Here is a 20,732-nt window from a genome sequence, read left to right on the forward strand (position 1 = left end):
TACAGCCGAGTCGCGCACAGTGAGCGCCGCCGGGCAAGGAGGGCCGCATGACCGTACGGCGAGTAATGGGCATCGAGACGGAGTACGGGATCTCCGTCCCGGGACACCCGAACGCCAATGCCATGCTCACCTCGTCCCAGATCGTCAACGCCTACGCGGCGGCGATGCACCGGGCGCGCCGCGCCCGCTGGGACTTCGAGGAGGAGAACCCGCTGCGGGACGCCCGCGGCTTCGACCTCGCCCGCGAGGTGGCCGACTCCAGCCAGCTCACCGACGAGGACATCGGCCTCGCCAACGTGATCCTCACCAATGGGGCCCGCCTCTACGTGGACCACGCCCATCCGGAGTACAGCTCGCCCGAGGTCACCAACCCCCGCGACGCCGTCCTCTGGGACAAGGCCGGCGAGCGGATCATGGCGGAGGCCGCCGAGCGCGCCGCCCAGCTCCCCGGCGCCCAGCCCATCCACCTGTACAAGAACAACACCGACAACAAGGGCGCGTCCTACGGCACGCACGAGAACTACCTGATGAAGCGGGAGACCCCCTTCTCGGACATCGTGCGCCACCTGACCCCCTTCTTCGTCTCCCGCCAGGTCGTGACCGGCGCGGGACGGGTCGGCATCGGCCAGGACGGGCGGCAGCACGGCTTCCAGATCAGCCAGCGCGCCGACTACTTCGAGGTCGAGGTGGGCCTGGAGACCACCCTCAAACGGCCCATCATCAACACCCGGGACGAGCCGCACGCCGACGCCGAGCGCTACCGCCGCCTCCATGTGATCATCGGCGACGCCAACCTCTCGGAGATCTCGACCTACCTCAAGCTGGGCACCACCGCGCTGGTCCTGTCGATGATCGAGGACGGCTTCATCACCGTCGACCTCGCCGTCGACCAGCCGGTCCGCACCCTCCACCACGTCTCGCACGACCCCTCGCTCCAGTACCTGGTCACGCTCCGCAGCGGCCGGACACTCACCGCCGTGCAGCTCCAGATGGAGTACTTCGAGCTGGCCAGGAAGTACGTGGACGAGCGGTACGGCACGGACGCGGACGAGCAGACCAAGGACGTCCTGACGCGCTGGGAGGACACCCTCAACCGGCTGGAGAACGACCCCATGAGCCTGGCCGGCGAACTCGACTGGATCGCCAAGCGGGAGCTCATGGAGGGCTACCGGCGCCGCGACGGCCTGGACTGGGACGCCGCCCGGCTGCACCTGGTGGACCTCCAGTACGCGGACGTGCGCCCCGACAAGGGCCTCTACAACCGGCTGGCGGCCCGCGGGCGCATGAAGCGGCTCCTGGACGAGACCGAGGTGGAGCGGGCCGAGACGGCGCCTCCCGAGGACACCCGGGCCTACTTCCGGGGCCGCTGTCTGGAGCAGTACGCGGACGACGTCGCCGCGGCCTCCTGGGACTCGGTGATCTTCGACCTGCCGGGCCGGGACTCGCTCCAGCGCGTCCCGACCCTGGAGCCCCTCCGGGGCACCAAGGAACACGTGAAATCGCTCCTGGACCGCTGTCGCACGGCGGAGGAACTGGTGCGCGTGCTCTCGGGCAACTGAACCGGGAGACCGGTACGCGCCTGAAATGCCCCGGCGCTGGGAATCATGGAACCAGTGCCCGGGCGTTGTGGAAACCACGAGGCCGAAGTCGGACCCGACCTATAGGGTCTGATCTTGTAAGGACTCAACCGAGCGGGCCGATTCGAGCGGGGTGAGGGATATGGCGACCAAGGACACCGGCGGCGGACAGCAGAAGGCGACGCGCTCCACGGAGGAGGTCGAGGAGACCACCACGGAGGCGAGCTCCGACCTCCAGGAGCGCCAGGAGAAGCTGAGCGAGGACGTGGACTCCGTCCTGGACGAGATCGACGACGTCCTGGAGGAGAACGCCGAGGACTTCGTTCGATCGTTCGTGCAAAAGGGCGGCGAGTAGCAGCCTCGCGCACCTGTCGTCCTCCGTCCCCGGAGCCCCGGACAAAGCCGTGGGTCCGGGGACGGGTGACAGGCCGTGGCACGGGTAAGGTCCGTGCACAGCAAGCAAGATCGGCCCGCGCTCCCCACGGCGGGCCGACTCTCCCACCCGGAAGGAATCGCGTGGAAGCCAACCCTCGTAGCACCGGGCGTCTGCCGGCGGCCTTCCTGACGCCGGGCTCGTCCTCGTTCATGGACTTCCTGTCCGCGCACTCGCCGGATGTGCTCCCCGGCAACCGGAAGCTTCCGGAGGGCATCGTCGAGGCCCCCCACGGCACGACCATCGTGGCCGCCACGTTCCCCGGCGGGGTCGTCCTCGCCGGTGACCGCCGCGCCACCATGGGCAACATGATCGCGCAGCGGGACATCGAGAAGGTGTTCCCGGCCGACGAGTACTCCGCGGTCGGCATCGCCGGCACCGCCGGCCTGGCGGTGGAGATGGTCAAGCTGTTCCAGCTGGAGCTGGAGCACTTCGAGAAGGTGGAGGGCGCGACGCTCTCCCTGGAGGGCAAGGCGAACCGCCTGTCCACCATGATCCGCGGCAACCTCGGCATGGCCATGCAGGGCCTCGCCGTCGTGCCGCTCTTCGCGGGCTGGGACGAGGGCAAGGAGAAGGGCCGGATCTTCTCCTACGACGTGACCGGCGGCCGCTCCGAGGAGCACGGCTTCGCCGCCACCGGCTCGGGTTCGATCTTCGCGCGCGGCTCGATGAAGAAGCTCTACCGCGACGACCTCACCGAGCAGCAGGCCACCACGCTGGTCGTGCAGGCGCTGTACGACGCGGCGGACGACGACTCCGCGACCGGCGGCCCGGACATGGCCCGCCGGATCTTCCCGATCGTCACCGTCATCACCGACGAGGGCTTCCGCAGGCTCACCGAGGCCGAGTCCTCCGACCTGGCCCGGTCGGTCACCGAGCGACGGCTTGAGCAGCCCGACGGGCCGCGCGCCGCCCTGCTCTGACCACTCGTCGCTCCAGAAGCCCAGAAGAAAGGGACGGACCGCCGGTGTCCACTCCGTTCTACGTCTCACCCCAGCAGGCCATGGCCGACCGGGCCGAGTACGCCCGCAAGGGCATCGCCCGCGGCCGCAGCCTCGTCGTCCTCCAGTACACCGACGGCATCGTCTTCGTCGGCGAGAACCCGTCCCGCGCCCTCCACAAGTTCAGCGAGATCTACGACCGGATCGGCTTCGCGGCCGCCGGCAAGTACAACGAGTACGAGAACCTGCGCATCGGCGGCGTGCGCTACGCCGACCTGCGCGGCTACACCTACGACCGGGACGACGTCACCGCGCGCGGCCTGGCCAACGTCTACGCGCAGACGCTCGGCACCATCTTCTCCAGCGCGGGGGAGAAGCCGTACGAGGTGGAGCTGGTCGTCGCCGAGGTCGGCACCGAGCCGGAGGGCGACCAGATCTACCGGCTGCCCCACGACGGCTCGATCGTCGACGAGCACGGCTCGGTCGCGGTCGGCGGGAACGCCGAGCAGATCGGCTCCTTCCTGGACCAGCGGCACCGGGACGGCATGTCCCTGGCCGAGGCCCTGAAGCTGGCCGTGCAGGCGCTCTCGCGGGACACCAACGGCAGCGAGCGGGAGATCCCCGCCGAGCGCCTGGAGGTGGCGGTCCTGGACCGCACGCGCCCGCAGCAGCGCAAGTTCAAGCGGATCGTCGGCCGGCAGCTGTCGCGCCTCCTGGGCGCGGACAACGCGGCGGTGACGAAGACGGACGAGCCCTCCGACGAGGCTCCCGAGGAGTAGGACGGTCCCGCCCGAGGGGCCCGGCCCGCGAGCGGGCCGGGCCCCTCGGCACGTCCGCCTCCGGTTCCGGGCTTCGGGGGAAGCCCCCCGGGGGAGGGCCTCAGGCGGCCGGGGCGGGTCCCGAGGAGCCCCGGGTGACCAGGGCGACGGGAAGGGTGTCCGGCCGGGGCGGTGCGCCCGCGAGGACGGCGAGGAGCGCCTCCATGCCCCGCCGGCCGAACTCCTCGGCGGGCAGCCGGACGGTGGTGAGCTCCGGCTCGACCACCGTGGCCAGGGCCATGTCGTCGAAACCGGTGACCGACAGGTCCTCGGGCACGCGCAGACCGAGCCGGCGCGCGGCCTTGTAGACGCCGGCCGCGAGGACGTCGTCGTCGCACACCACCGCCGTGGGACGGGGCCCCGGGGCGGCGAGGGCCCGGTGCGCGGTCTCCCGCGCGTCCGCGACGTTCAGCGGCGACCGCACGGTGCGGACGTCCGTCCCGCGCAGGGCCAGGGCGAGCGCGTCCGCCCGGACGTCGAAGGTCCAGGACGGGGCCGCGGACGCCAGGTGCAGGAAGCGGCGGTGGCCGAGGCCGAGCAGGTGCTCGGTGACCCGGCGCATCCCGTCCGCGACGTCGAGGTTCACATGGGCGGCGGCGCCGGTGCCGGCCGGGTCGCTGTCGAGCATGACGAGCGGCAGGTCGGAGCCCCGGAAGGCCTCCAGGGCGTCGGTCGCCATGGACGAGGCGATCACGCCGTCGAGGGCGGCCTGCGCCGAGGCGAAGGGGTCCCGGGCCGGTCCCAGGCCGTCGGGGGAGGGGTAGAGGACGACCCCGAAGCCCTGCCGCGCGGCCGCCGCGGCGGCGCCCGTGTAGACGTGGGCGAAGAACTCGTTGGTGAGGGCCGGGACGACGAGCAGGGCCGTCCTGGTGCGGCCGAGCCGGAGGTTGCGGGCGGCCAGGTTGGGCCGGTAGCCGAGCTCCCGGGCGGCCTCCCGCACCGCGCCGGCGGTGCGCTCGGAGACCCGGCCGCGCCACTTGTCGCCGAGCACCAGGGAGACGGTGGCCTGCGAGACGCCCGCCGCCCGGGCGACGTCCCGGCTGGTCGGGCGCGTGCCGCCGAGCGGCTCCGGGGTCTGCACACAAGCCTCCGCGTCGGACGGTCCCAGGGACGCGGAGTGGACCCGCGTACAGCCGACATGGTACGTATGACGTCGGACGTTATACGTAAAACCTCGGGGGATCCCGGGCGAGGGGAGACCGACATGGCCACCGAGGCACCGGCACGCGGCGGCTATCTGGACATCCTCAGGGCGCCGCACGCCGCCCGGCTCCTCGCCGGGACCCTCGTGGGACGCCTGCCCAACGGCACCGGCCCCGTCGCCCTCACCCTCTTCGTCCGCGACCAGGGCGGCAGCTACACCCTCGCCGGCGGCCTCATCGCCGCCTACGGCGTCGCCACCGCCCTCGGCCAGCCCCTCCTCGGCCGGGCCGTCGACCTCAAGGGCCAGCCCCGGGTCCAGCTGCCCGCCGCGGTCCTCTCCGCCCTCGGCATGGCCCTGCTCGCCCTCACCGGCATCGGACACCTCGGCCTCGCCTACGCGGCCGTCGTCCTCGCGGGCCTCTTCACCCCGCCCCTGGAGGGCGGGCTGCGGGCCCTGTGGCCGAGCGTCCTCGGCCGCGCGGACCGGGTCCACCGGGCGTACGCCCTCGACGCGGTCGCCCAGGAGGTCATGTTCACCGCCGGGCCCCTGCTGCTGACCCTCCTGGTCTCCCTCTGGTCGCCCGCCGCCGCCCTCCTCGTCATCAACGCCCTCGGCGTCCTCGGCGCCCTCGCCGTCGTCCTCTCCGAGCCCTCCCGCGCCTGGCGCTCCGCGCCCCGCGAGGCCCACTGGCTGGGCGCCCTGCGCTCGCCCGGCCTCCTCGCCCTCCTCGGCTCCTTCTTCTTCGTCGGCCTCGCCCTGGGCTCCATCACCGTCGCCGCCGTCGCCTACGCCGACGACCGGGGCGCCCCCGCCGTCTACGGCTGGCTGATGGCCGCCCTCGGCCTCGGCGCGCTCCTCGGCGGCGTCGCCTACGGCGCCCGGCAGTGGGCCGGAGCGCCCGAGCGGCGCCTGCGCGTCCTCGTGCTGCTCCTCGCGGTCTGCTACCTGCCGCTGATCCTCGTCCCGGGCCCCGTGGCGATGACGGGCCTCTCGGTCCTCTCCGGCGTCTTCCTGGCCCCCGCCCTCGCCTGCGCCTTCATCGTCGTCGACCGGCACGCGCCGCGCGGCACCGTCACCGAGGCCTTCTCCTGGCTCGTCACCACCTTCGGCGTCGGCTCGGCCCTCGGCTCCGCCGTCGCCGGCCCCACCGTCGAACTCGCCGGGACGGCGTCCGGCTTCGCCGTCGCCGGAGCGGGCGGCCTCGTCGCCTTCGCCGTCCTCCTCGCCACCACCCGCGTCCTGGACGCCCCGGCGGCCCCCGCCGGCCCGGACGCCGAGGCGCGACACGCCGCCGACGCGGACGGCCCCGCCGCCGCGCACGGCGAAAAGAACACGCCCTGATCGGAAAATGATCCGAACGTGAGTGTCCAACCCGGTTTCAGCACAGGCCGTCAGGCGTAATGTTCAGACATGGACCGCCGCATTTTCGGGCTGGAGAACGAGTACGGCGTCACGTGCACGTTCAGGGGACAGCGCCGACTGTCTCCTGACGAAGTGGCGCGCTACCTCTTCCGCCGTGTCGTGTCATGGGGCCGCAGCAGCAACGTCTTCCTGCGGAACGGCGCCCGCCTGTACCTCGACGTGGGTTCGCATCCGGAATACGCCACACCGGAATGCGACGACGTGACCGAACTGGTCACCCACGACAAGGCCGGCGAGCGCATTCTCGAAGGCCTGCTCGTCGACGCCGAACGCCGCCTGCACGAGGAGGGAATCGCGGGCGACGTCTACCTCTTCAAGAACAACACCGACTCGGCCGGAAACTCCTACGGCTGCCACGAGAACTATCTCGTCGCCCGCCACGGGGAGTTCTCCCGGCTCGCGGACATCCTCATTCCGTTCCTCGTCACCCGACAGCTCATCTGCGGTGCGGGGAAGGTCCTCCAGACCCCGCGCGGCGCGGTCTACTGCGTCTCCCAGCGCGCCGAGCACATCTGGGAGGGCGTCAGCTCCGCCACCACCCGCTCGCGGCCCATCATCAACACCCGGGACGAGCCGCACGCCGACGCCGAGCGCTACCGCAGGCTCCACGTCATCGTCGGCGACTCGAACATGTCCGAGACGACCATGCTGCTCAAGGTCGGCGCCACCGACCTCGTGCTCCGCATGATCGAGGCCGGCACCGTGATGCGCGACCTGACCCTGGAGAACCCGATCCGGGCGATCCGCGAGGTCAGCCACGACATCACCGGCCAGCGCAAGGTCCGGCTCGCCAGCGGCCGCGAGGCCTCCGCCCTGGAGGTCCAGCGCGAGTACTACGAGAAGGCCGTGGACTTCGTCGACCGCCGCGGCATCCGCTCCGGCACGGTCGCCCAGGTCCTGGAGCTGTGGGGCCGCACGCTCGACGCGATCGAGGCCGAGCGCCTGGACCGCATCGAGACCGAGATCGACTGGGTCATGAAGTACAAGCTCATCGAGCGGTACCGGGCCAAGCACAACATGACCATGTCGAACCCGAGGGTCGCGCAGATAGACCTCGCCTACCACGACATCCACCGCCGTCGTGGGCTGTACTACCTGCTGCAGAAGAACGGGCAGGCGGCCCGGATCTGCAACGACCTGAAGATCTTCGAGGGCAAGTCCGTGCCACCGCAGACCACTCGGGCCCGACTCCGCGGCGACTTCATCCGCCGCGCCCAGGAGCAGCGGCGGGACTTCACCGTCGACTGGGTCCACCTCAAGCTCAACGACCAGGCGCAGCGGACCGTGTTGTGCAAGGACCCGTTCCGCTCCGTCGACGACCGGGTGGAGAAGCTGATCGCGGGGATGTGACGGAACCACCGCGTACGGAACCACCGCGCACGGGGTCACCGTAAGGGTGAACGCGACGTCCGCGGCCGGGCCCGGTCCTCCGGGTCCGGCCCGCCCGTGTCCGGGGCCGCGCCCCTCCGGGGGTGCGGTCCCGGTTCTGTGCGTCCGGTCCGGCAGAACCCCTGCGGGGCAGGGGCCGCACCGTAGAGTGTGGACGTTCCCATGGCCCCGACTCCCAGTTGGACTGATGAACTACAACACGAAGCGACGTATCGCCGCCCTCTTCGCGGTGCCGGTCCTGCTGATCACCGCCGCGTGCGGTTCGGACTCGGACAAGAACACCTCGGAAGGCACGGTGGCCGAGGTCAAGGGGAAGTTCGGCGCGCAGCCCGACGTCGTCGTCCCCAAGGACGCCAAGGCCGCCGACAAGACGGTGATCGAGACCGTGACGGAGGGCAGCGGGGCGACGGTCAAGAAGGGCGACTTCGTCAGGCTGGACTGGACGGTCGAGAAGTGGCAGGAGGACAAGCCGCTCGGGGGCACCTGGGCCCAGCAGACGCCCGACGCCAAGGGAGCGCACCCGCAGGCCGTCGAGCGGCTCGGCCAGCCGAGCCAGCAGCTGCCGGAGAAGGTCCTCAACGCGGTGGAGGGCAAGAAGGTCGGCTCCCGCGTCCTCGTGCAGGGCAGCGCGGGCGACCTGGTCGGCGAGAACCTGAACCCGCAGTCGGGGCTGAAGACCACCGACACCCTGGTCTGGGTCGTCGACGTGGCGGGAGCCGCCGCCGTGGACTCCAAGGCCGAGGCCAAGGGCACCCAGGCGGCGCCCGAGGCCGGGATGCCGGTGGTGAAGGCCCCCTCCCAGGCGGCCGCGACGATCACCGTCCCGAAGGGTGAGAAGGCGCCCACCGAGCTGAAGGAGCAGGTGCTGATCAAGGGCACCGGGCCGAAGGTCGAAGCCGGGCAGGGGCTCATCGCCCAGTACACCGGTGTGAAGTGGGAGGACGGCAAGAAGTTCGACTCCTCCTGGGACCACGGGGGCGCCACCGCCTTCCAGATCGGCACCGGATCGGTCATCCAGGGCTGGGACAAGGCCCTGGTCGGCAAGAACGTCGGTGACCGCGTCCTCCTGGTGATCCCCCCGGCGCTGGCCTACGGGTCCAACCCGAGCAGCGAGCTGGCGAAGAACACGCTGGTCTTCTCCGTCGACATCCTGGGCGTCGCCTGATCCCCGACCGGATCAACGATCTGTGAGACTGTTCCGGATCAACGCACCACAAGAAGGAGCACACAGCAGTGAGCATCGAGAAGCCCGAGGTCGACTTTCCGGGTGGCGAGCCGCCGAAGGACCTGGAGATCAAGGACGTCTGGGAAGGTGACGGCGAGGTCGCCGAGGCCGGCGACGCCGTGCAGGTCCACTACGTGGGTGTGGCCTTCTCCACCGGCGAGGAGTTCGACGCCTCCTGGAACCGCGGCACCCCGCTCGGCTTCCAGCTCGGCATCGGCCAGGTCATCAAGGGCTGGGACCAGGGCGTCCAGGGCATGAAGGTCGGCGGCCGCCGCCAGCTGATCATCCCCGCCCACCTCGCCTACGGCGACAGCGGCGCCGGCAGCGCGATCGCCCCGGGCGAGACGCTGATCTTCGTCTGCGACCTCGTGGCCGTCGGCAAGCGCTGACCCGCCGTCCGGACGGGCACGGCCCCGACCGGTGAGGCCCTCGGGGGCCCCCGCCGTCCACGGTGGGGGCCCTCCGCTTTTGTCCCGAGAGCCCGGGGCGGTACGGTCGGACGTCCGAGAAGTGGAACCGGCTGAAGAGGTGCAGGGCGTCGATGGCGATTGCCAAGTCCGAGCGGCTGATGAATCTCGCGCTGTGCCTGCTCGGGACGCGCCGCCCGCTCAGCAAGCGCGAACTCCGCGGCTCCATCGAGGCCTACCTCGAAGCGAGCGGCGAGGACGCCTTCAACCGCATGTTCGAGCGGGACAAGGACGACCTCCGCGAGCTCGGCCTCGTCATCGAGACCGTCGAGAACCTGGAGGGCGAGACCGGCTACCTGGCCCGCCGCGACTCCAACCGGCTGCCGCCCATCACCCTCGACGCCGAGGAGGCCGCCGCGCTCGGCCTCGCCGCCAAGGTCTGGCAGCAGGCCCGCCTCGCCGGAGCCGCCAGCGGCGCCCTCCAGAAGCTCCGCGCCGCCGGCATGCCGGAGGCGGAGGACTCGTACGACGTCCAGCCCAGCGCCCTCGAACCGCGCATTCCGGTCCGCGAGGCCGCCTTCGAGCCCCTCATGCTGGCCTGCCGCGACCGGCGGCCCGTCGTCTTCGACTACCGCAAGGCCAACGCCGCCCGCCCCGGGACCCGGCACGTCGAGCCCTGGACCCTCGAATGCTGGCGCGGCCACTGGTACCTCGCGGGCTGGGACCGCGACCGCGGCGCCGAGCGCGTCTTCCGCCTCTCCCGGATCACCGGCAAGGTCCGCTCCCGGGCCGGCGCCTTCACCGCGCCCGTGCCCGACGTCGTCACCGTCCGGGAGACCGTCGAGAGCTGGGCGGGCGAGACCGCCACCCGCTCCGCCCGGATCCGCCTCCGCGCCGGTGCCGGCTATCCGCTGCGGGCCCGCGCCCAGTCCGTACGGGAGGGCGCCGACGGCTGGGACGAGCTGGAGATCCCGTACGGGCACGGCCTCGACGCCTGGCTCGTCGAGTTCGGCCCCGACGTCGTCGTACTGGAACCGGCCGATCTGCGGGCCGACGTGGTGGACCGGCTGCGCGCCGTGGCCAAGGGCTGAGGAGAGAGACGGACGCATGGCTGCCAACGCGATCGACCAGACGAGGCGGATGCTCTCCCTCGTCACCTACCTCCGCGAGCGCCCCGGCGCCCACGTCGCCGACGTGGCGCGCGCCTTCGGCATCACCGAGGACGAGCTGATCTCCGACCTGGACGTGCTGCCCATGTGCGGCACCAGCTTCCGGGGCGGGGACCTCCTCGACATCGACACCGACGGCGACCGGATCTGGTGGCACAACCCCGACGACGTCGCCGCCCCGCTGCGGCTCGCCGCCGACGAGGCGACCGCCCTGCTCGTCGCCGCCCGCGCCGTCGCCACCCTGCCGGGGCTCCGCGAGAGCGACCGGGAGGCCCTGCTCCGCGCCACCGCCAAGCTGGAGACCGCGGCCGGCGAGGCCGCCGGGGCCAGCGCCCGGCTCTCGGTGACCTTCGAGGCCGAGGGCGGGGTCTTCGCCGAGGTCGACCGGGCGATCTCCGAGCGCCGCCGCCTGTGGGTCCGCTACTACTCGCCCGCGCGCGACGAGCTCACCGAGCGCGAGGTCGACCCGATCCGCCTCTTCGCCGTCGGCCACACCTACATGGAGGCGTGGTGCCGCCTCTCCGAGGCCCGCCGCACCTTCCGGCTCGACCGGGTCGCGGAGATCCGCCTCCTCGACGAGCCCGCCGCGCCGCCGGAGCTGGAGCTGCGCGACCTCTCCGAGAACCTGGTCCAGCCCTCCGCCGACGACCCCGAGGTCGTGGTCGAGGTCGGTCCCGGGGGCCGCTGGGTCGCCGAGTACTACCCGCACGACCGGGCCGACGAGCTGCCCGACGGCGGTCTGCGGATCACCCTGCGGACGCCGGACCCCGCCTCGCTGCGCAGACTCGCGCTCCGGCTGGGCAGCGACGGGCGCATCGTCGCGCCGGCCGACCTCGCCGACAGCGCCAGGACGGCCGCCGCCGCCGCGCTCGCCGCGTACGAGAGCGAGCGGGGATGAGCCGCCCGGGGCGAGCGGAACGATCGGCCGGGAGCGCGCGGGGATGAACGAGCGGAGGTGGGAGAGATGAGAGAAATATCCGTGATGCACGGTTTCGCGGCGGCGGTGGCTCCGGTGCTCTTCAAGGCCGCCTGCCCCGACTGCCGTTCCCGCTTCGAACTCTCGGCGAACGCCCTGCGCCTCGCCATCGGAGCCAGCCGCCGCACCACCTTCTACTCCTTCACCTGCCCCGAGTGCGGAAGCTCCGTCCGCAAGCCCGCCGGCGAGCGCATCGTCGAACTCCTCACCGGCGGCGGCGTCCGCACACTGCGCCTCCACACCACCGTCTGAGAACCCCGCCACCGTCCAGCGTCTAGGCTCGCCCCATGTTCTGGCCCATGCTCGCCATCGCCCTCGGCTTCCTCGGCATCGCCGTCCTCGGCGTCCTCGCCGTCAAGGTCTTCCTGGAGGTCCAGCGCCTCGGCCGTCAAGTGGCCCACACCACCCAGCGGATCACCCGGGCCGCCGAAGAACTCGAAGACGCCGCCGCCGACCTCGCCCGAACCGGCGAGACGCTCCGCTGAACCCGTGCCGTACGCTGCGGGAAGCGGCCCGGCCGGGGCGCACGGGACGCAATCGGGAGTACGCACGGGCATTGCCCCCCGTTTACTCCTGCGGGTTACGATCGCAGACAGCGCGGTGGCCGGACACCTGTCCGACCCGCCGGGTACGCACACCATGTCGCCTCGGTGAAGAAGGTAAACAGCTATGTTCGGAAGGCTCGGCCCCACCGAGATCATTCTCATCCTCGTCGTCGTCATCCTCCTGTTCGGCGCCAAGAAGCTCCCGGACATGGCCCGCTCCCTCGGCAAGTCGGCCCGCATCCTCAAGAGCGAGGCCAAGGCGATGAAGGCCGACGACCAGCAGAGCGCGCCCGCCGACCCGCCGCACACCGGAACCGTCACGCCGGACCAGCCCGTCGCGCGCACCATCCAGGCCGCTCCCGGCGACGTGACCAGCGCGCGTCCCGTGACCGAGCCCACGGACACCACCAAGCGCTGACCCGGTCCGCCGCGGCCGCCGCACCGGGCGGCGGCCTGCCGCACGAGATGAGGACGTGGGTTGCCCAAGTCTGCCCGCAAACAGGAGAAGGATCCCGAGGGCCGGATGCCCCTCGTGGAGCACCTCCGCGAACTCCGCAACCGACTGGCGAAGGGTCTCCTCGCCGTCGCAGCGGTGACGATCGTCGCCCTCGTGTACAGCGAGGAGCTGATGCAGTTCCTGACGCAGTCGGTGCCCACCTGCCCGAAGGACGTCGTCAGCAACGGCGGAAACTGCGCGATCGTCTCCTTCAACACGCTGATGGCCCCGTTCAGCACGACGATCCAGCTGTCGCTGACGACGGGCCTCGTCGTCGCCAGCCCGATCTGGCTGTACCAGCTGTGGGCCTTCGTCGCGCCCGGACTGCACAAGAACGAGAAGAAGTACACGTACGCCTTCGTCGGCGCGGCCGTGCCGCTCTTCACCGCCGGCGCCTACCTCGCGTACCTCATCCTCCCCATCAGCGTGAAGGTCCTCATCAGCCTCACGCCCGAGGGCTCCGCGAACATCCTCTCGCTCGGTGACGTCCTCGACTTCACCCTCCGCATGGTGCTCGTCTTCGGCCTCGCCTTCGAGCTCCCGCTCGTCCTGGTGATGCTCAACCTCACCGGCGTCCTCACCGGCCGCCGCATGGCCGGCTGGTGGCGCGGCGTGATCATGGGCGTCTTCGTCTTCGGCGCCGTCATCACCCCCACCACCGACCCCATCGGCATGATCGCCCTCGCCGGACCCATCACCGTCCTGTACTTCGGGGCCGTCGGCTTCTCCCTCCTCAACGACCGGCGACGCAGGCGCGGCAACCCCGACGCCGGACTCGACGACGACGAGGCCTCCGTCCTCGACCTCACCCCCGAGAGGGTCGGCGCCGTCGAGGCCGTGAGCGCTCCCCGCGCCCTGCCCGAGCAGGCCACCGGCGAGCACGGCGGCGCCGTGCGGCGCCTCAACGGTTACGACGACATCACCTGATCTTGTAGGGTCCCCCCAGACTCCGTCCGGGGGGACCCCAATGACCAGCGACATCACCCTCTTCGTCAACCCCACCGCGGGCCGCGGCCGGGGCGCACAGGCCGCCCGGCCCGCCCTCGACGCCCTGCGGGACGCCGGATTCTCCGTCCGCACCGTCCTCGGGCACGACGCCGCCGACGCCCTGCGCCGCGTCCGCGAGGCCGTCGCGGACGGCACCGGCGCCCTCGTCGCCGTCGGCGGCGACGGCATGGTCTCCCTCGCCCTCCGGGTCGTCGCCGGCACTTCCGTCCCCCTCGGGATCATCGCCGCGGGCACCGGGAACGACTTCGCCCGCACCCTCGGCCTGCCCGTCCGCGACCCGGCCGCCGCGGCCCGCGTCACCGCCGGGATCCTGAAGGACACCGGAGGCCGGACCGTCGACCTCGGACGCGTCACGGGCGGAGACGGGGGAGCCGCCGCCACCGGCCCCGGAGGCGAGGCCCGCTGGTACGGGACCGTCCTCGCGTCCGGCTTCGACTCCCGGGTCAACGACCGCGGCAACCGCATGCGCGTCCTCGCGGGCCGCTTCAAGTACGACCTCGCGATCCTCGCCGAGCTCGCCGCCTTCCGGCCCGTGCCCTACCGCCTCACCCTCGACGACGGCCGGGTCGTGGAGGTCGACGCCACCCTCGTCGCCGTCGGCAACGGCACCTCCTACGGCGGCGGCATGCGGATCTGCGCCGACGCCCGCACCGACGACGGCCTCCTCGACGTCACGGTCGTCGGCGACTGCGACCGCACCACCCTGATCAAGGTCTTCCCCCGCGTCTACAAGGGCACACACCTCGACCACCCCAAGGTCACCACGTACCGCACCCGCTCCCTCGCCCTCGACGCCCCGGACACCACCGGCTACGCCGACGGCGAGCCCCTCGGCCCGCTGCCCCTCGCCGTGGAGTGCGTACCCGGCGCCCTGCGCGTCCTCGCTCCGGAGACCCCCTCCCCTCCCCGGTGACCCGCCGGCCGATCGGTGCAGGCCGATCGGCTCCGGCCGATCCGCGCAGGCCGACCGACTCCGGCCGGTGCGGCGCGGCCGGTCCACTCCGGACGGTCCGCTCCCGCCGCTCCACATCGCGCGATAAAGATCGCGTCACTGTCAGGGGTGGCGGGTAGGCTCGACAACAAGATGACAGAGGACCTCACACCAGCCGAGGCTTACGCGGCCGCCCGCGCCCGCAACGCCGAGCGGGCCACCGCGCTGTACCCCTTCCGCGAGATGTACGACTTCGACCTGGACCCCTTCCAGATCGAGGCGTGCAAGGCCCTCGAAGCGGGCAAGGGGGTGCTCGTCGCCGCGCCCACGGGCTCCGGCAAGACCATCGTCGGCGAGTTCGCCGTCCACCTCGCCCTCACCCAGGGCCGCAAGTGCTTCTACACGACCCCCATCAAGGCGCTGTCGAACCAGAAGTACGCCGACCTCGTCAAGCGGTACGGAGCCGACAAGGTCGGCCTGCTCACCGGGGACAACAGCGTCAACGGCGACGCGCCGATCGTCGTCATGACCACTGAAGTCCTCCGCAACATGCTCTACGCGGGCTCCCAGGCCCTCTCCGGCCTCGGCCACGTCGTCATGGACGAGGTGCACTACCTCTCGGACCGCTTCCGCGGCGCCGTCTGGGAGGAAGTGATCATCCACCTCCCCGAATCCGTCACCCTCGTCTCGCTCTCCGCGACCGTCTCCAACGCCGAGGAGTTCGGCGACTGGCTCGACACCGTCCGCGGCGACACCGAGGTCATCGTCTCCGAGAGCCGCCCCGTGCCGCTCTGGCAGCACGTCCTCGCCGGACGCCGGATGTACGACCTCTTCGAGGAGGAGACCGACCACGGCGGCCGCGGCGCCTCCCGCCGCGAGGTCAACCCCGACCTCCTCCGCCTCGCCCGCACCGAGAACACGCGCACGTACAACCCGCGCGAGCGGCGGCGCGGCAAGATGGTCCGCGAGGCCGACCGCGAGCGCGAGCGCCGCCAGCGCTCCCGTATCTGGACCCCCGGCCGGCCCGAGGTCATCGATCGCCTCGACGCCGAGGGACTCCTGCCCGCCATCACCTTCATCTTCAGCCGCGCGGGCTGCGAGGCCGCCGTCCAGCAGTGCCTCCACGCGGGGCTCCGCCTCAACGACGACGAGGCCCGGCAGCGGGTCCGCGAGATCGTCGAGGCGCGCACCGCCTCCATCCCCGCCGAGGACCTCCACGTCCTCGGCTACTACGAGTGGCTCGAAGCCCTGGAGCGGGGGATCGCCGCCCACCACGCGGGCATGCTCCCCACCTTCAAGGAGGTCGTCGAGGAGCTGTTCGTCCGCGGCCTCGTCAAGGCCGTCTTCGCCACCGAGACCCTCGCCCTCGGCATCAACATGCCCGCGCGGTCCGTCGTGCTCGAAAAGCTGGTCAAGTGGAACGGCGAACAGCACGCCGACATCACCCCCGGCGAATACACCCAGCTCACCGGCCGGGCCGGACGCCGCGGCATCGACGTCGAGGGACACGCCGTCGTCCTCTGGCAGCGCGGCCTCGACCCCGGCCACCTCGCCGGACTCGCCGGCACGCGCACGTACCCGCTGCGCTCCAGCTTCAGGCCCTCGTACAACATGGCGGTCAACCTCGTCGACCAGTTCGGCCGGCACCGGTCCCGCGAACTCCTCGAAACCTCGTTCGCGCAGTTCCAGGCCGACCGCTCCGTCGTCGGGATCTCCCGCCAGGTCCAGAAGAACGAGGAGGGCCTGGAGGGCTACCGCGAGGGCATGACCTGCCACCTCGGCGACTTCGAGGAGTACGCGCTGCTCCGCCGCGACCTCAAGGACCGCGAGACGGAGCTGGCCCGGCAGGGTGTCGCCCAGCGCCGCGCCCAGGCGGCCGGCTCCCTGGAGAAGCTGAAGCCCGGCGACGTCATCCACGTCCCCACCGGAAAGTTTGCCGGCCTCGCCCTCGTCCTCGACCCCGGCATCCCGGCGGGCCGCACCAACGGACACCGCGGCTTCGAGCACCACGACGGGCCCCGCCCCCTCGTCCTCACCGCCGAGCGGCAGGTCAAGAGGCTCGCCTCCATCGACTTCCCCGTCCCGGTCGAGGCGCTGGAGCGCATGAGGATCCCCAAGTCCTTCAACCCGCGCTCCCCGCAGTCCCGCCGCGACCTCGCCTCCGCGCTGCGCAGCAAGGCCGGCCACATCAACCCCGAACGGCACCGCAAGGACCGCGCCGCCGCCGCCGACGACCGCGAGATCGCCCGGCTGCGCACCGCGATCCGCGCGCACCCCTGCCACGGCTGCGACGAGCGCGAGGACCACGCCCGCTGGGCCGAGCGCTACCACCGCCTCCAGCGCGACACCCGGCAGCTGGAGCGGCGCATCGAGGGCCGCACCAACACCATCGCCCGCACCTTCGACCGGATCGTCGCGCTCCTCACCGAGCTCGACTACCTGCGCGGCGACGACGTCACGGACAACGGCAAGCGGCTCGCCCGGCTCTACGGCGAGCTCGACCTGCTGGCGAGCGAATGCCTCCGCGACCGGGTCTGGGAGGGCCTCACCCCGCCCGAGCTCGCCGCCTGCGTCTCCGCCCTCGTGTACGAGTCCCGCCAGGCCGACGACGCCGTCGCCCCCAAGCTGCCCACCGGCAACGCCAAGGCGGCGCTCGGCGAGATGGTCCGGATCTGGGGCCGCCTCGACGCCCTCGAAGAGGAGTTCAAGATCAACCAGGCGGAGGGGGTGGGCCAGCGCGAGCCCGACCTCGGGTTCGCCTGGGCGGCCTACCAGTGGGCCTCCGACAAGACCCTCGACCAGGTGCTCCGAGAGGCGGAGATGCCGGCCGGAGACTTCGTCCGCTGGTGCAAGCAGGTGATCGACGTCCTCGGGCAGATCGCCGCCGCCGCTCCCAAGGAGAACAGCACCGTCGCCAAGAACGCCCGCAAGGCCGTCGACTCGCTGCTGCGGGGCGTCGTGGCCTACAGCTCGGTGGGCTGACGGTCCTCACTCCTTCGGGGGGCAGAGGCTTCGAAGCCTTCCGGGCTTTCCGGGCCTTCCGGTTTTTCGGGCCCTCAGGGCCTTCGGAGCCGAGTGCCCGTGGTGATCACGCCACGGGCACTCGGCTTCTGTCGTGTTCTCGACGCCGTTGTCCACAGGTCGTTGTCCACAGGGGTGGCGCGGACCCTGGCCCTTCCGCTTGCATGGACTCACATGCGGGGAAGGGCAGTTGGGGAGGGGAAACGGATGACCACACATGCCGGTCCGGATGCCGGGGCGCGCGACGAGGAACGACCGGCGGAGACGCCGGAAGGGAAGACGGCGGGAGCGGAGACGCAGGGAGATGAGGCTGTACGGGAGTCGGCGGTCTTCGCGGAAGGACCGCGAGGCGTGCCCCTCCTCGGCAACCTGCCCGCCTTCGGCAAGGACCCCCTCGCCTTCTTCGAACAGCTGCGGGACCGAGGGGACTTCGTCCGCTGGCGCTTCGGCCGCAGCCGCGCCCTCTTCATCGCCCATCCCGACAACATCGGTGAGCTCCTCACCGAGGTCGAGCGCACCTTCGACCAGCCAGACCTCGGCATCGCCTTCCGCACCCTCCTCGGCAACGGCGTCGTCGTCGCGAAGGGCGCCGACTGGCGGCGCAAGCGCTCCCTCGTCCAGCCCTCCGTCCGACCCAAGCAGGTCCGCTCCTACGCGGCGACCATGGCCGAATGCGCCGTCGACCTCGCCGACCGGTGGACCGACGGACAACGGATCGACATCAAGAGGGAGATGGCCGCCCTCACCCAGCTCATCGCCGTCCGCACCATCTTCGGCGTCGACACGGCCGCCGACGCCGAGTCCATCGGCCGGGCGATGGACATCGCGCAGAAGGAGATCGGCGCCGAGTTCAGCGGCATCGGAGCCCTGCTGCCCGACTGGGTCCCCACCCCCGGACGCGCCCGCATCAAGCGCGCCACGGCCGTCATCGACGCCGAGGTCTCCCGGGTCGTCTCCCGCCACCGCGACGGCGACACCGACCGCCCCGACCTGCTCAGCCGGCTCCTCGCCGCCCGGGACGAGACCGGCGCCCGCCTCTCCGACCGGGAGATACGCGACGAGACGGTCACCCTCTACATCGGGGGCCACGAGACCACCAGCTCCACCCTCGTCTGGGCCTGGCACCTCCTCTCCCGGAACCCCCGGGTCCGTGACGCGCTCACCGAGGAGCTCGACCGGGTCCTGACCGACCACGAACCGGGCTACGACGACTACGCCTCCCTGCCCTACACCCAGGCCGTCGTGAAGGAGACCCTCCGGCTCTACCCCACCATCTGGCTCATCACCGGCCTCGCGAAGGAGGGCGCCACCATCGGGGGTACCCCCGTCCCCGTCGGCACCCGTGTCTGGTCCAGCCAGTGGGCCACCCACCGCGACCCCCGCTGGTACGGCGATCCCGAGGCCTTCCGCCCCGAGCGCTGGCTGACCGGGGACCCCGGGAACGGCAAGGAGGCCGGGGAGGGAATGGGCGGCGGAGAGGGCAAGGGCGGAGCGCCGGTCGAGGAGATACCCGAGTACGCCTGGTTCCCGTTCGGCGGTGGCCCCCGGGTGTGCCTCGGTACCCGCTTCGCCCTCGTCGAGGCCGTCCTCGTCCTCGCGGTGCTCGCGCGCCGCTTCCACCTGGACGTCACCGCCGACGGGATACGCCCGGTCCCCAGCCTCACCCTCCAGCCGGACCGCGACGTCCTCGCGACGGTCCGCGCCCGGGGCTGAGACCGGCCCGGCGTCCTCAGCCGGCCGTGGCCAGGTCCCTTGCCAGGTCCCGCAGGTCGTCGGCGCGCAGGACACGGCCGCCGAAGCCGGGGAGGGGGACGTGGAGGGCGGACAGCCAGCGGGCGGGGACGCCGGCGGAGCCGTACACCGCGCCCGCGAGCGTGCCGGTCACCGCCGCCACCGTGTCGGTGTCGCCGCCCAGGTCGACCGCCGCGGCGAGGGCCTCCTCGAAGGAGCGGGTGGTGCGCAGCGCCCATACCGCCGAGCCGAGGCACGGCCAGACGGCGCCGTTGAACTCGGTCGCGTCGTCCGGGTGCCAGCCGGGGGAGAGCACCGTCGCCCACCGGTCCCGATGCGCGGGGGCCACTTCGGCGAGGGTGACGGGCAGGGCGGTGAGCGGGTCCTCGCCGAGGAGGGCGACCCGGACGAGCTCGTGGAGGATCGCCGTACCCTCCCAGGCCGCGCCGTCGCCGTGCGTCAGGGCGGCGAGGCGACGGGCGGCGTCCATGGTCGCGGCCCGTCCCCGTGCCGCGAAGTACACGGCGGAGGTGGCGGCCCGCATCAGCGAACCGTTCCCCGCGGCGTACATGTTGGCCTGGAAATGGAGGGAGGACGCGAGGTCCCACGGGTCGCCGCCGAGCAGCACCTGCTCGGTCTGGAGGCCGATGTCCTTGGGGTCGGCCGCCGCCCAGCGACGGAAGCGGTCGAAGACGTCCGGCAGGTCGAGACCGCCCCGTTCGAGGAGGGACTCCCCGAGCAGAACGGCCATCTGCGTGTCGTCCGTGGCCTCGCCCGGGTCCCAGCCGCCGCCCCCGCACAGCTCGCCGGCGCCGTCCGGAAAGCGTTCCCGGAAGACGCCGGGGAGGCCGAACTCGAAGGGCGCGCCCAGGGCGTCACCCGCCGCGGAGCCCAGGACGGCGCCCACGGCACGGTCGGTGTTCGTCATCCGGCCACCCTGGAACGGGGGTTGTGGCTCCCCGCGCCGTGGTGGCGGGGCGCGGGGAGCGGCCGGCTCACGCCGGGGCGGGGGCCGGGGTGCGTCCCTCGCGCCGTGCGCGTGCGGTCCAGAGGGCGCGGACCACCAGGAAGAGCGGCAGGGCGACGGGGGAGAGGAGGATCGTCAGGAGGAGCAGAGGACCCATCAGGAGGGTCGGTACGGAGAGGCGTCGGCCCTCCCGGTACATCCACTGACCGAGCAGCAGGTCCCAGGCGAGGATCTGGGCCCAGATCGCGCCGGCGCCGTTCGCGAGCGCGGCGAGGTCCCGGAAGGCGTCGATGTCGGGGCTGCTGACCGCCGTCCAGAACTCGGGCAGGACGGGGACGGCCAGCACCGCCCAGAGGGCCAGGAGGGGGAGGACGGTCAGCGGCGAGGCCGCGAGACGCTCGGTGAACCGCCACCGGGGCGCGAGGACCATCAGGAACCAGACGGGAGCCGCGAGGAAGAAGGCGAGCTCGAAGAGGAATCCGGTCATGCCGGGATCTCCTCGGTGGGGGAGGTGGGAGGGGCGGGGGAGGTG

The 20,732-nt window shown here is 72.1% G+C and carries 20 protein-coding genes; 17 read left to right on the forward strand and 3 right to left on the reverse strand.

From position 1 onward, the window contains the following. The first annotated feature begins 47 nt into the window (after positions 1-47). The 4 genes from dop to prcA all read left to right on the forward strand — a co-directional run bounded on the left by dop (position 48) and on the right by prcA (position 3,730). The gene (gene dop / locus ADL08_RS01900) at positions 48-1,559 is read left to right on the forward strand and encodes a depupylase/deamidase Dop (RefSeq protein ID WP_053640234.1); all 1,512 of its coding nucleotides are present in this window, start codon (positions 48-50) and stop codon (positions 1,557-1,559) included. Positions 1,560-1,719: 160 nt separating this feature from the next. Next, complete coding sequence (locus ADL08_RS01905) at positions 1,720-1,932, forward strand: ubiquitin-like protein Pup (protein WP_030213091.1); 213 nt, start codon at positions 1,720-1,722, stop codon at positions 1,930-1,932. Positions 1,933-2,093: 161 nt separating this feature from the next. Beyond that, complete coding sequence (prcB, locus tag ADL08_RS01910) at positions 2,094-2,933, forward strand: proteasome subunit beta (RefSeq protein ID WP_053640235.1); 840 nt, start codon at positions 2,094-2,096, stop codon at positions 2,931-2,933. A gap of 44 nt (positions 2,934-2,977) precedes the next feature. Beyond that, positions 2,978-3,730 carry a proteasome subunit alpha gene (prcA, locus tag ADL08_RS01915; protein ID WP_053640236.1) on the forward strand — a complete coding sequence of 251 codons (753 nt, stop codon included), beginning with the start codon at positions 2,978-2,980 and terminating at the stop codon, positions 3,728-3,730. Between the two features lie 100 nt (positions 3,731-3,830). On the opposite strand, the gene ADL08_RS01920 is transcribed toward prcA, so the two are convergent. Then, complete coding sequence (locus ADL08_RS01920; RefSeq protein ID WP_053640237.1) at positions 3,831-4,850, reverse strand: LacI family DNA-binding transcriptional regulator; 1,020 nt, start codon at positions 4,848-4,850, stop codon at positions 3,831-3,833. Between the two features lie 123 nt (positions 4,851-4,973). Between ADL08_RS01920 and ADL08_RS01925 the strand changes: the two genes are divergently transcribed. The 13 genes from ADL08_RS01925 (at position 4,974) to ADL08_RS01985 (ending at position 19,215) form a co-directional block, all read left to right on the forward strand. Continuing rightward, complete coding sequence (locus ADL08_RS01925; RefSeq protein WP_053640238.1) at positions 4,974-6,254, forward strand: MFS transporter; 1,281 nt, start codon at positions 4,974-4,976, stop codon at positions 6,252-6,254. A 69-nt stretch (positions 6,255-6,323) separates the two neighbouring features. After that, entirely contained in the window at positions 6,324-7,685 is a 1,362-nt protein-coding gene (pafA, locus tag ADL08_RS01930; protein ID WP_053640239.1) for a Pup--protein ligase, read from the forward strand. 226 nt (positions 7,686-7,911) lie between these two features. After that, positions 7,912-8,889, forward strand: a complete 978-nt coding sequence (locus tag ADL08_RS01935; RefSeq protein WP_053640240.1) for an FKBP-type peptidyl-prolyl cis-trans isomerase — start codon at positions 7,912-7,914, stop codon at positions 8,887-8,889. Between the two features lie 68 nt (positions 8,890-8,957). Continuing rightward, positions 8,958-9,338: an FKBP-type peptidyl-prolyl cis-trans isomerase gene (locus ADL08_RS01940; protein ID WP_053640241.1), complete on the forward strand. Its 381-nt coding sequence runs from the start codon at positions 8,958-8,960 to the stop codon at positions 9,336-9,338. A gap of 152 nt (positions 9,339-9,490) precedes the next feature. Continuing rightward, complete coding sequence (locus ADL08_RS01945; RefSeq protein ID WP_053640242.1) at positions 9,491-10,447, forward strand: helix-turn-helix transcriptional regulator; 957 nt, start codon at positions 9,491-9,493, stop codon at positions 10,445-10,447. 16 nt (positions 10,448-10,463) lie between these two features. Continuing rightward, on the forward strand, positions 10,464-11,423 hold the full coding sequence (locus ADL08_RS01950) for a helix-turn-helix transcriptional regulator (RefSeq protein ID WP_053640243.1): 960 nt from the start codon (positions 10,464-10,466) through the stop codon (positions 11,421-11,423). A 66-nt stretch (positions 11,424-11,489) separates the two neighbouring features. Beyond that, entirely contained in the window at positions 11,490-11,753 is a 264-nt protein-coding gene (locus ADL08_RS01955; RefSeq protein ID WP_053640244.1) for a hypothetical protein, read from the forward strand. Between the two features lie 35 nt (positions 11,754-11,788). After that, a complete protein-coding gene (locus ADL08_RS01960) occupies positions 11,789-11,986 on the forward strand; it encodes a hypothetical protein (RefSeq protein ID WP_053640245.1) in 198 nt (65 codons plus the stop codon). Between the two features lie 184 nt (positions 11,987-12,170). Continuing rightward, positions 12,171-12,464 (forward strand): Sec-independent protein translocase subunit TatA, encoded by a 294-nt coding sequence (tatA, locus tag ADL08_RS01965; protein WP_053640246.1) that lies wholly within the window; start codon positions 12,171-12,173, stop codon positions 12,462-12,464. 105 nt (positions 12,465-12,569) lie between these two features. Then, positions 12,570-13,469 (forward strand): twin-arginine translocase subunit TatC, encoded by a 900-nt coding sequence (tatC, locus tag ADL08_RS01970; protein ID WP_199836933.1) that lies wholly within the window; start codon positions 12,570-12,572, stop codon positions 13,467-13,469. A gap of 40 nt (positions 13,470-13,509) precedes the next feature. Next, on the forward strand, positions 13,510-14,463 hold the full coding sequence (locus ADL08_RS01975) for a diacylglycerol kinase (protein WP_053640248.1): 954 nt from the start codon (positions 13,510-13,512) through the stop codon (positions 14,461-14,463). Positions 14,464-14,634: 171 nt separating this feature from the next. Beyond that, on the forward strand, positions 14,635-17,463 hold the full coding sequence (locus ADL08_RS01980) for a DEAD/DEAH box helicase (protein ID WP_053640270.1): 2,829 nt from the start codon (positions 14,635-14,637) through the stop codon (positions 17,461-17,463). Positions 17,464-17,709: 246 nt separating this feature from the next. Further along, entirely contained in the window at positions 17,710-19,215 is a 1,506-nt protein-coding gene (locus tag ADL08_RS01985) for a cytochrome P450 (RefSeq protein ID WP_078967917.1), read from the forward strand. A 16-nt stretch (positions 19,216-19,231) separates the two neighbouring features. Here the strand turns inward: ADL08_RS01985 and ADL08_RS01990 are convergent, their stop codons facing one another. Together ADL08_RS01990 and ADL08_RS01995 are read right to left on the reverse strand one after the other, a co-directional pair. Continuing rightward, positions 19,232-20,161: an ADP-ribosylglycohydrolase family protein gene (locus ADL08_RS01990; RefSeq protein ID WP_053640250.1), complete on the reverse strand. Its 930-nt coding sequence runs from the start codon at positions 20,159-20,161 to the stop codon at positions 19,232-19,234. A gap of 67 nt (positions 20,162-20,228) precedes the next feature. After that, complete coding sequence (locus tag ADL08_RS01995; RefSeq protein WP_053640251.1) at positions 20,229-20,687, reverse strand: ABA4-like family protein; 459 nt, start codon at positions 20,685-20,687, stop codon at positions 20,229-20,231. Between the last annotated feature and the right edge of the window lie 45 nt (positions 20,688-20,732).

Source organism: Streptomyces sp. NRRL F-6492, from assembly GCF_001280125.1.
Taxonomy (GTDB): Bacteria; Actinomycetota; Actinomycetes; order Streptomycetales; family Streptomycetaceae; genus Streptomyces.

What these genes read in the sequence shown, in the direction of transcription:
- ADL08_RS01905 (WP_030213091.1), top strand. Translation starts at nt 1,720, where the DNA reads ATGGCGACCAAGGACACCGGCGGCGGACAGCAGAAGGCGACGCGCTCC.
- ADL08_RS01990 (WP_053640250.1), bottom strand. Translation starts at nt 20,161, where the DNA reads ATGACGAACACCGACCGTGCCGTGGGCGCCGTCCTGGGCTCCGCGGCG.
- ADL08_RS01985 (WP_078967917.1), top strand. Translation starts at nt 17,710, where the DNA reads ATGACCACACATGCCGGTCCGGATGCCGGGGCGCGCGACGAGGAACGA.
- ADL08_RS01980 (WP_053640270.1), top strand. Translation starts at nt 14,635, where the DNA reads ATGACAGAGGACCTCACACCAGCCGAGGCTTACGCGGCCGCCCGCGCC.
- ADL08_RS01925 (WP_053640238.1), top strand. Translation starts at nt 4,974, where the DNA reads ATGGCCACCGAGGCACCGGCACGCGGCGGCTATCTGGACATCCTCAGG.
- ADL08_RS01975 (WP_053640248.1), top strand. Translation starts at nt 13,510, where the DNA reads ATGACCAGCGACATCACCCTCTTCGTCAACCCCACCGCGGGCCGCGGC.
- tatC (WP_199836933.1), top strand. Translation starts at nt 12,570, where the DNA reads ATGCCCCTCGTGGAGCACCTCCGCGAACTCCGCAACCGACTGGCGAAG.
- ADL08_RS01960 (WP_053640245.1), top strand. Translation starts at nt 11,789, where the DNA reads ATGTTCTGGCCCATGCTCGCCATCGCCCTCGGCTTCCTCGGCATCGCC.
- ADL08_RS01955 (WP_053640244.1), top strand. Translation starts at nt 11,490, where the DNA reads ATGAGAGAAATATCCGTGATGCACGGTTTCGCGGCGGCGGTGGCTCCG.
- pafA (WP_053640239.1), top strand. Translation starts at nt 6,324, where the DNA reads ATGGACCGCCGCATTTTCGGGCTGGAGAACGAGTACGGCGTCACGTGC.
- tatA (WP_053640246.1), top strand. Translation starts at nt 12,171, where the DNA reads ATGTTCGGAAGGCTCGGCCCCACCGAGATCATTCTCATCCTCGTCGTC.
- dop (WP_053640234.1), top strand. Translation starts at nt 48, where the DNA reads ATGACCGTACGGCGAGTAATGGGCATCGAGACGGAGTACGGGATCTCC.
- ADL08_RS01950 (WP_053640243.1), top strand. Translation starts at nt 10,464, where the DNA reads ATGGCTGCCAACGCGATCGACCAGACGAGGCGGATGCTCTCCCTCGTC.
- ADL08_RS01945 (WP_053640242.1), top strand. Translation starts at nt 9,491, where the DNA reads ATGGCGATTGCCAAGTCCGAGCGGCTGATGAATCTCGCGCTGTGCCTG.
- ADL08_RS01935 (WP_053640240.1), top strand. Translation starts at nt 7,912, where the DNA reads ATGAACTACAACACGAAGCGACGTATCGCCGCCCTCTTCGCGGTGCCG.
- ADL08_RS01995 (WP_053640251.1), bottom strand. Translation starts at nt 20,687, where the DNA reads ATGACCGGATTCCTCTTCGAGCTCGCCTTCTTCCTCGCGGCTCCCGTC.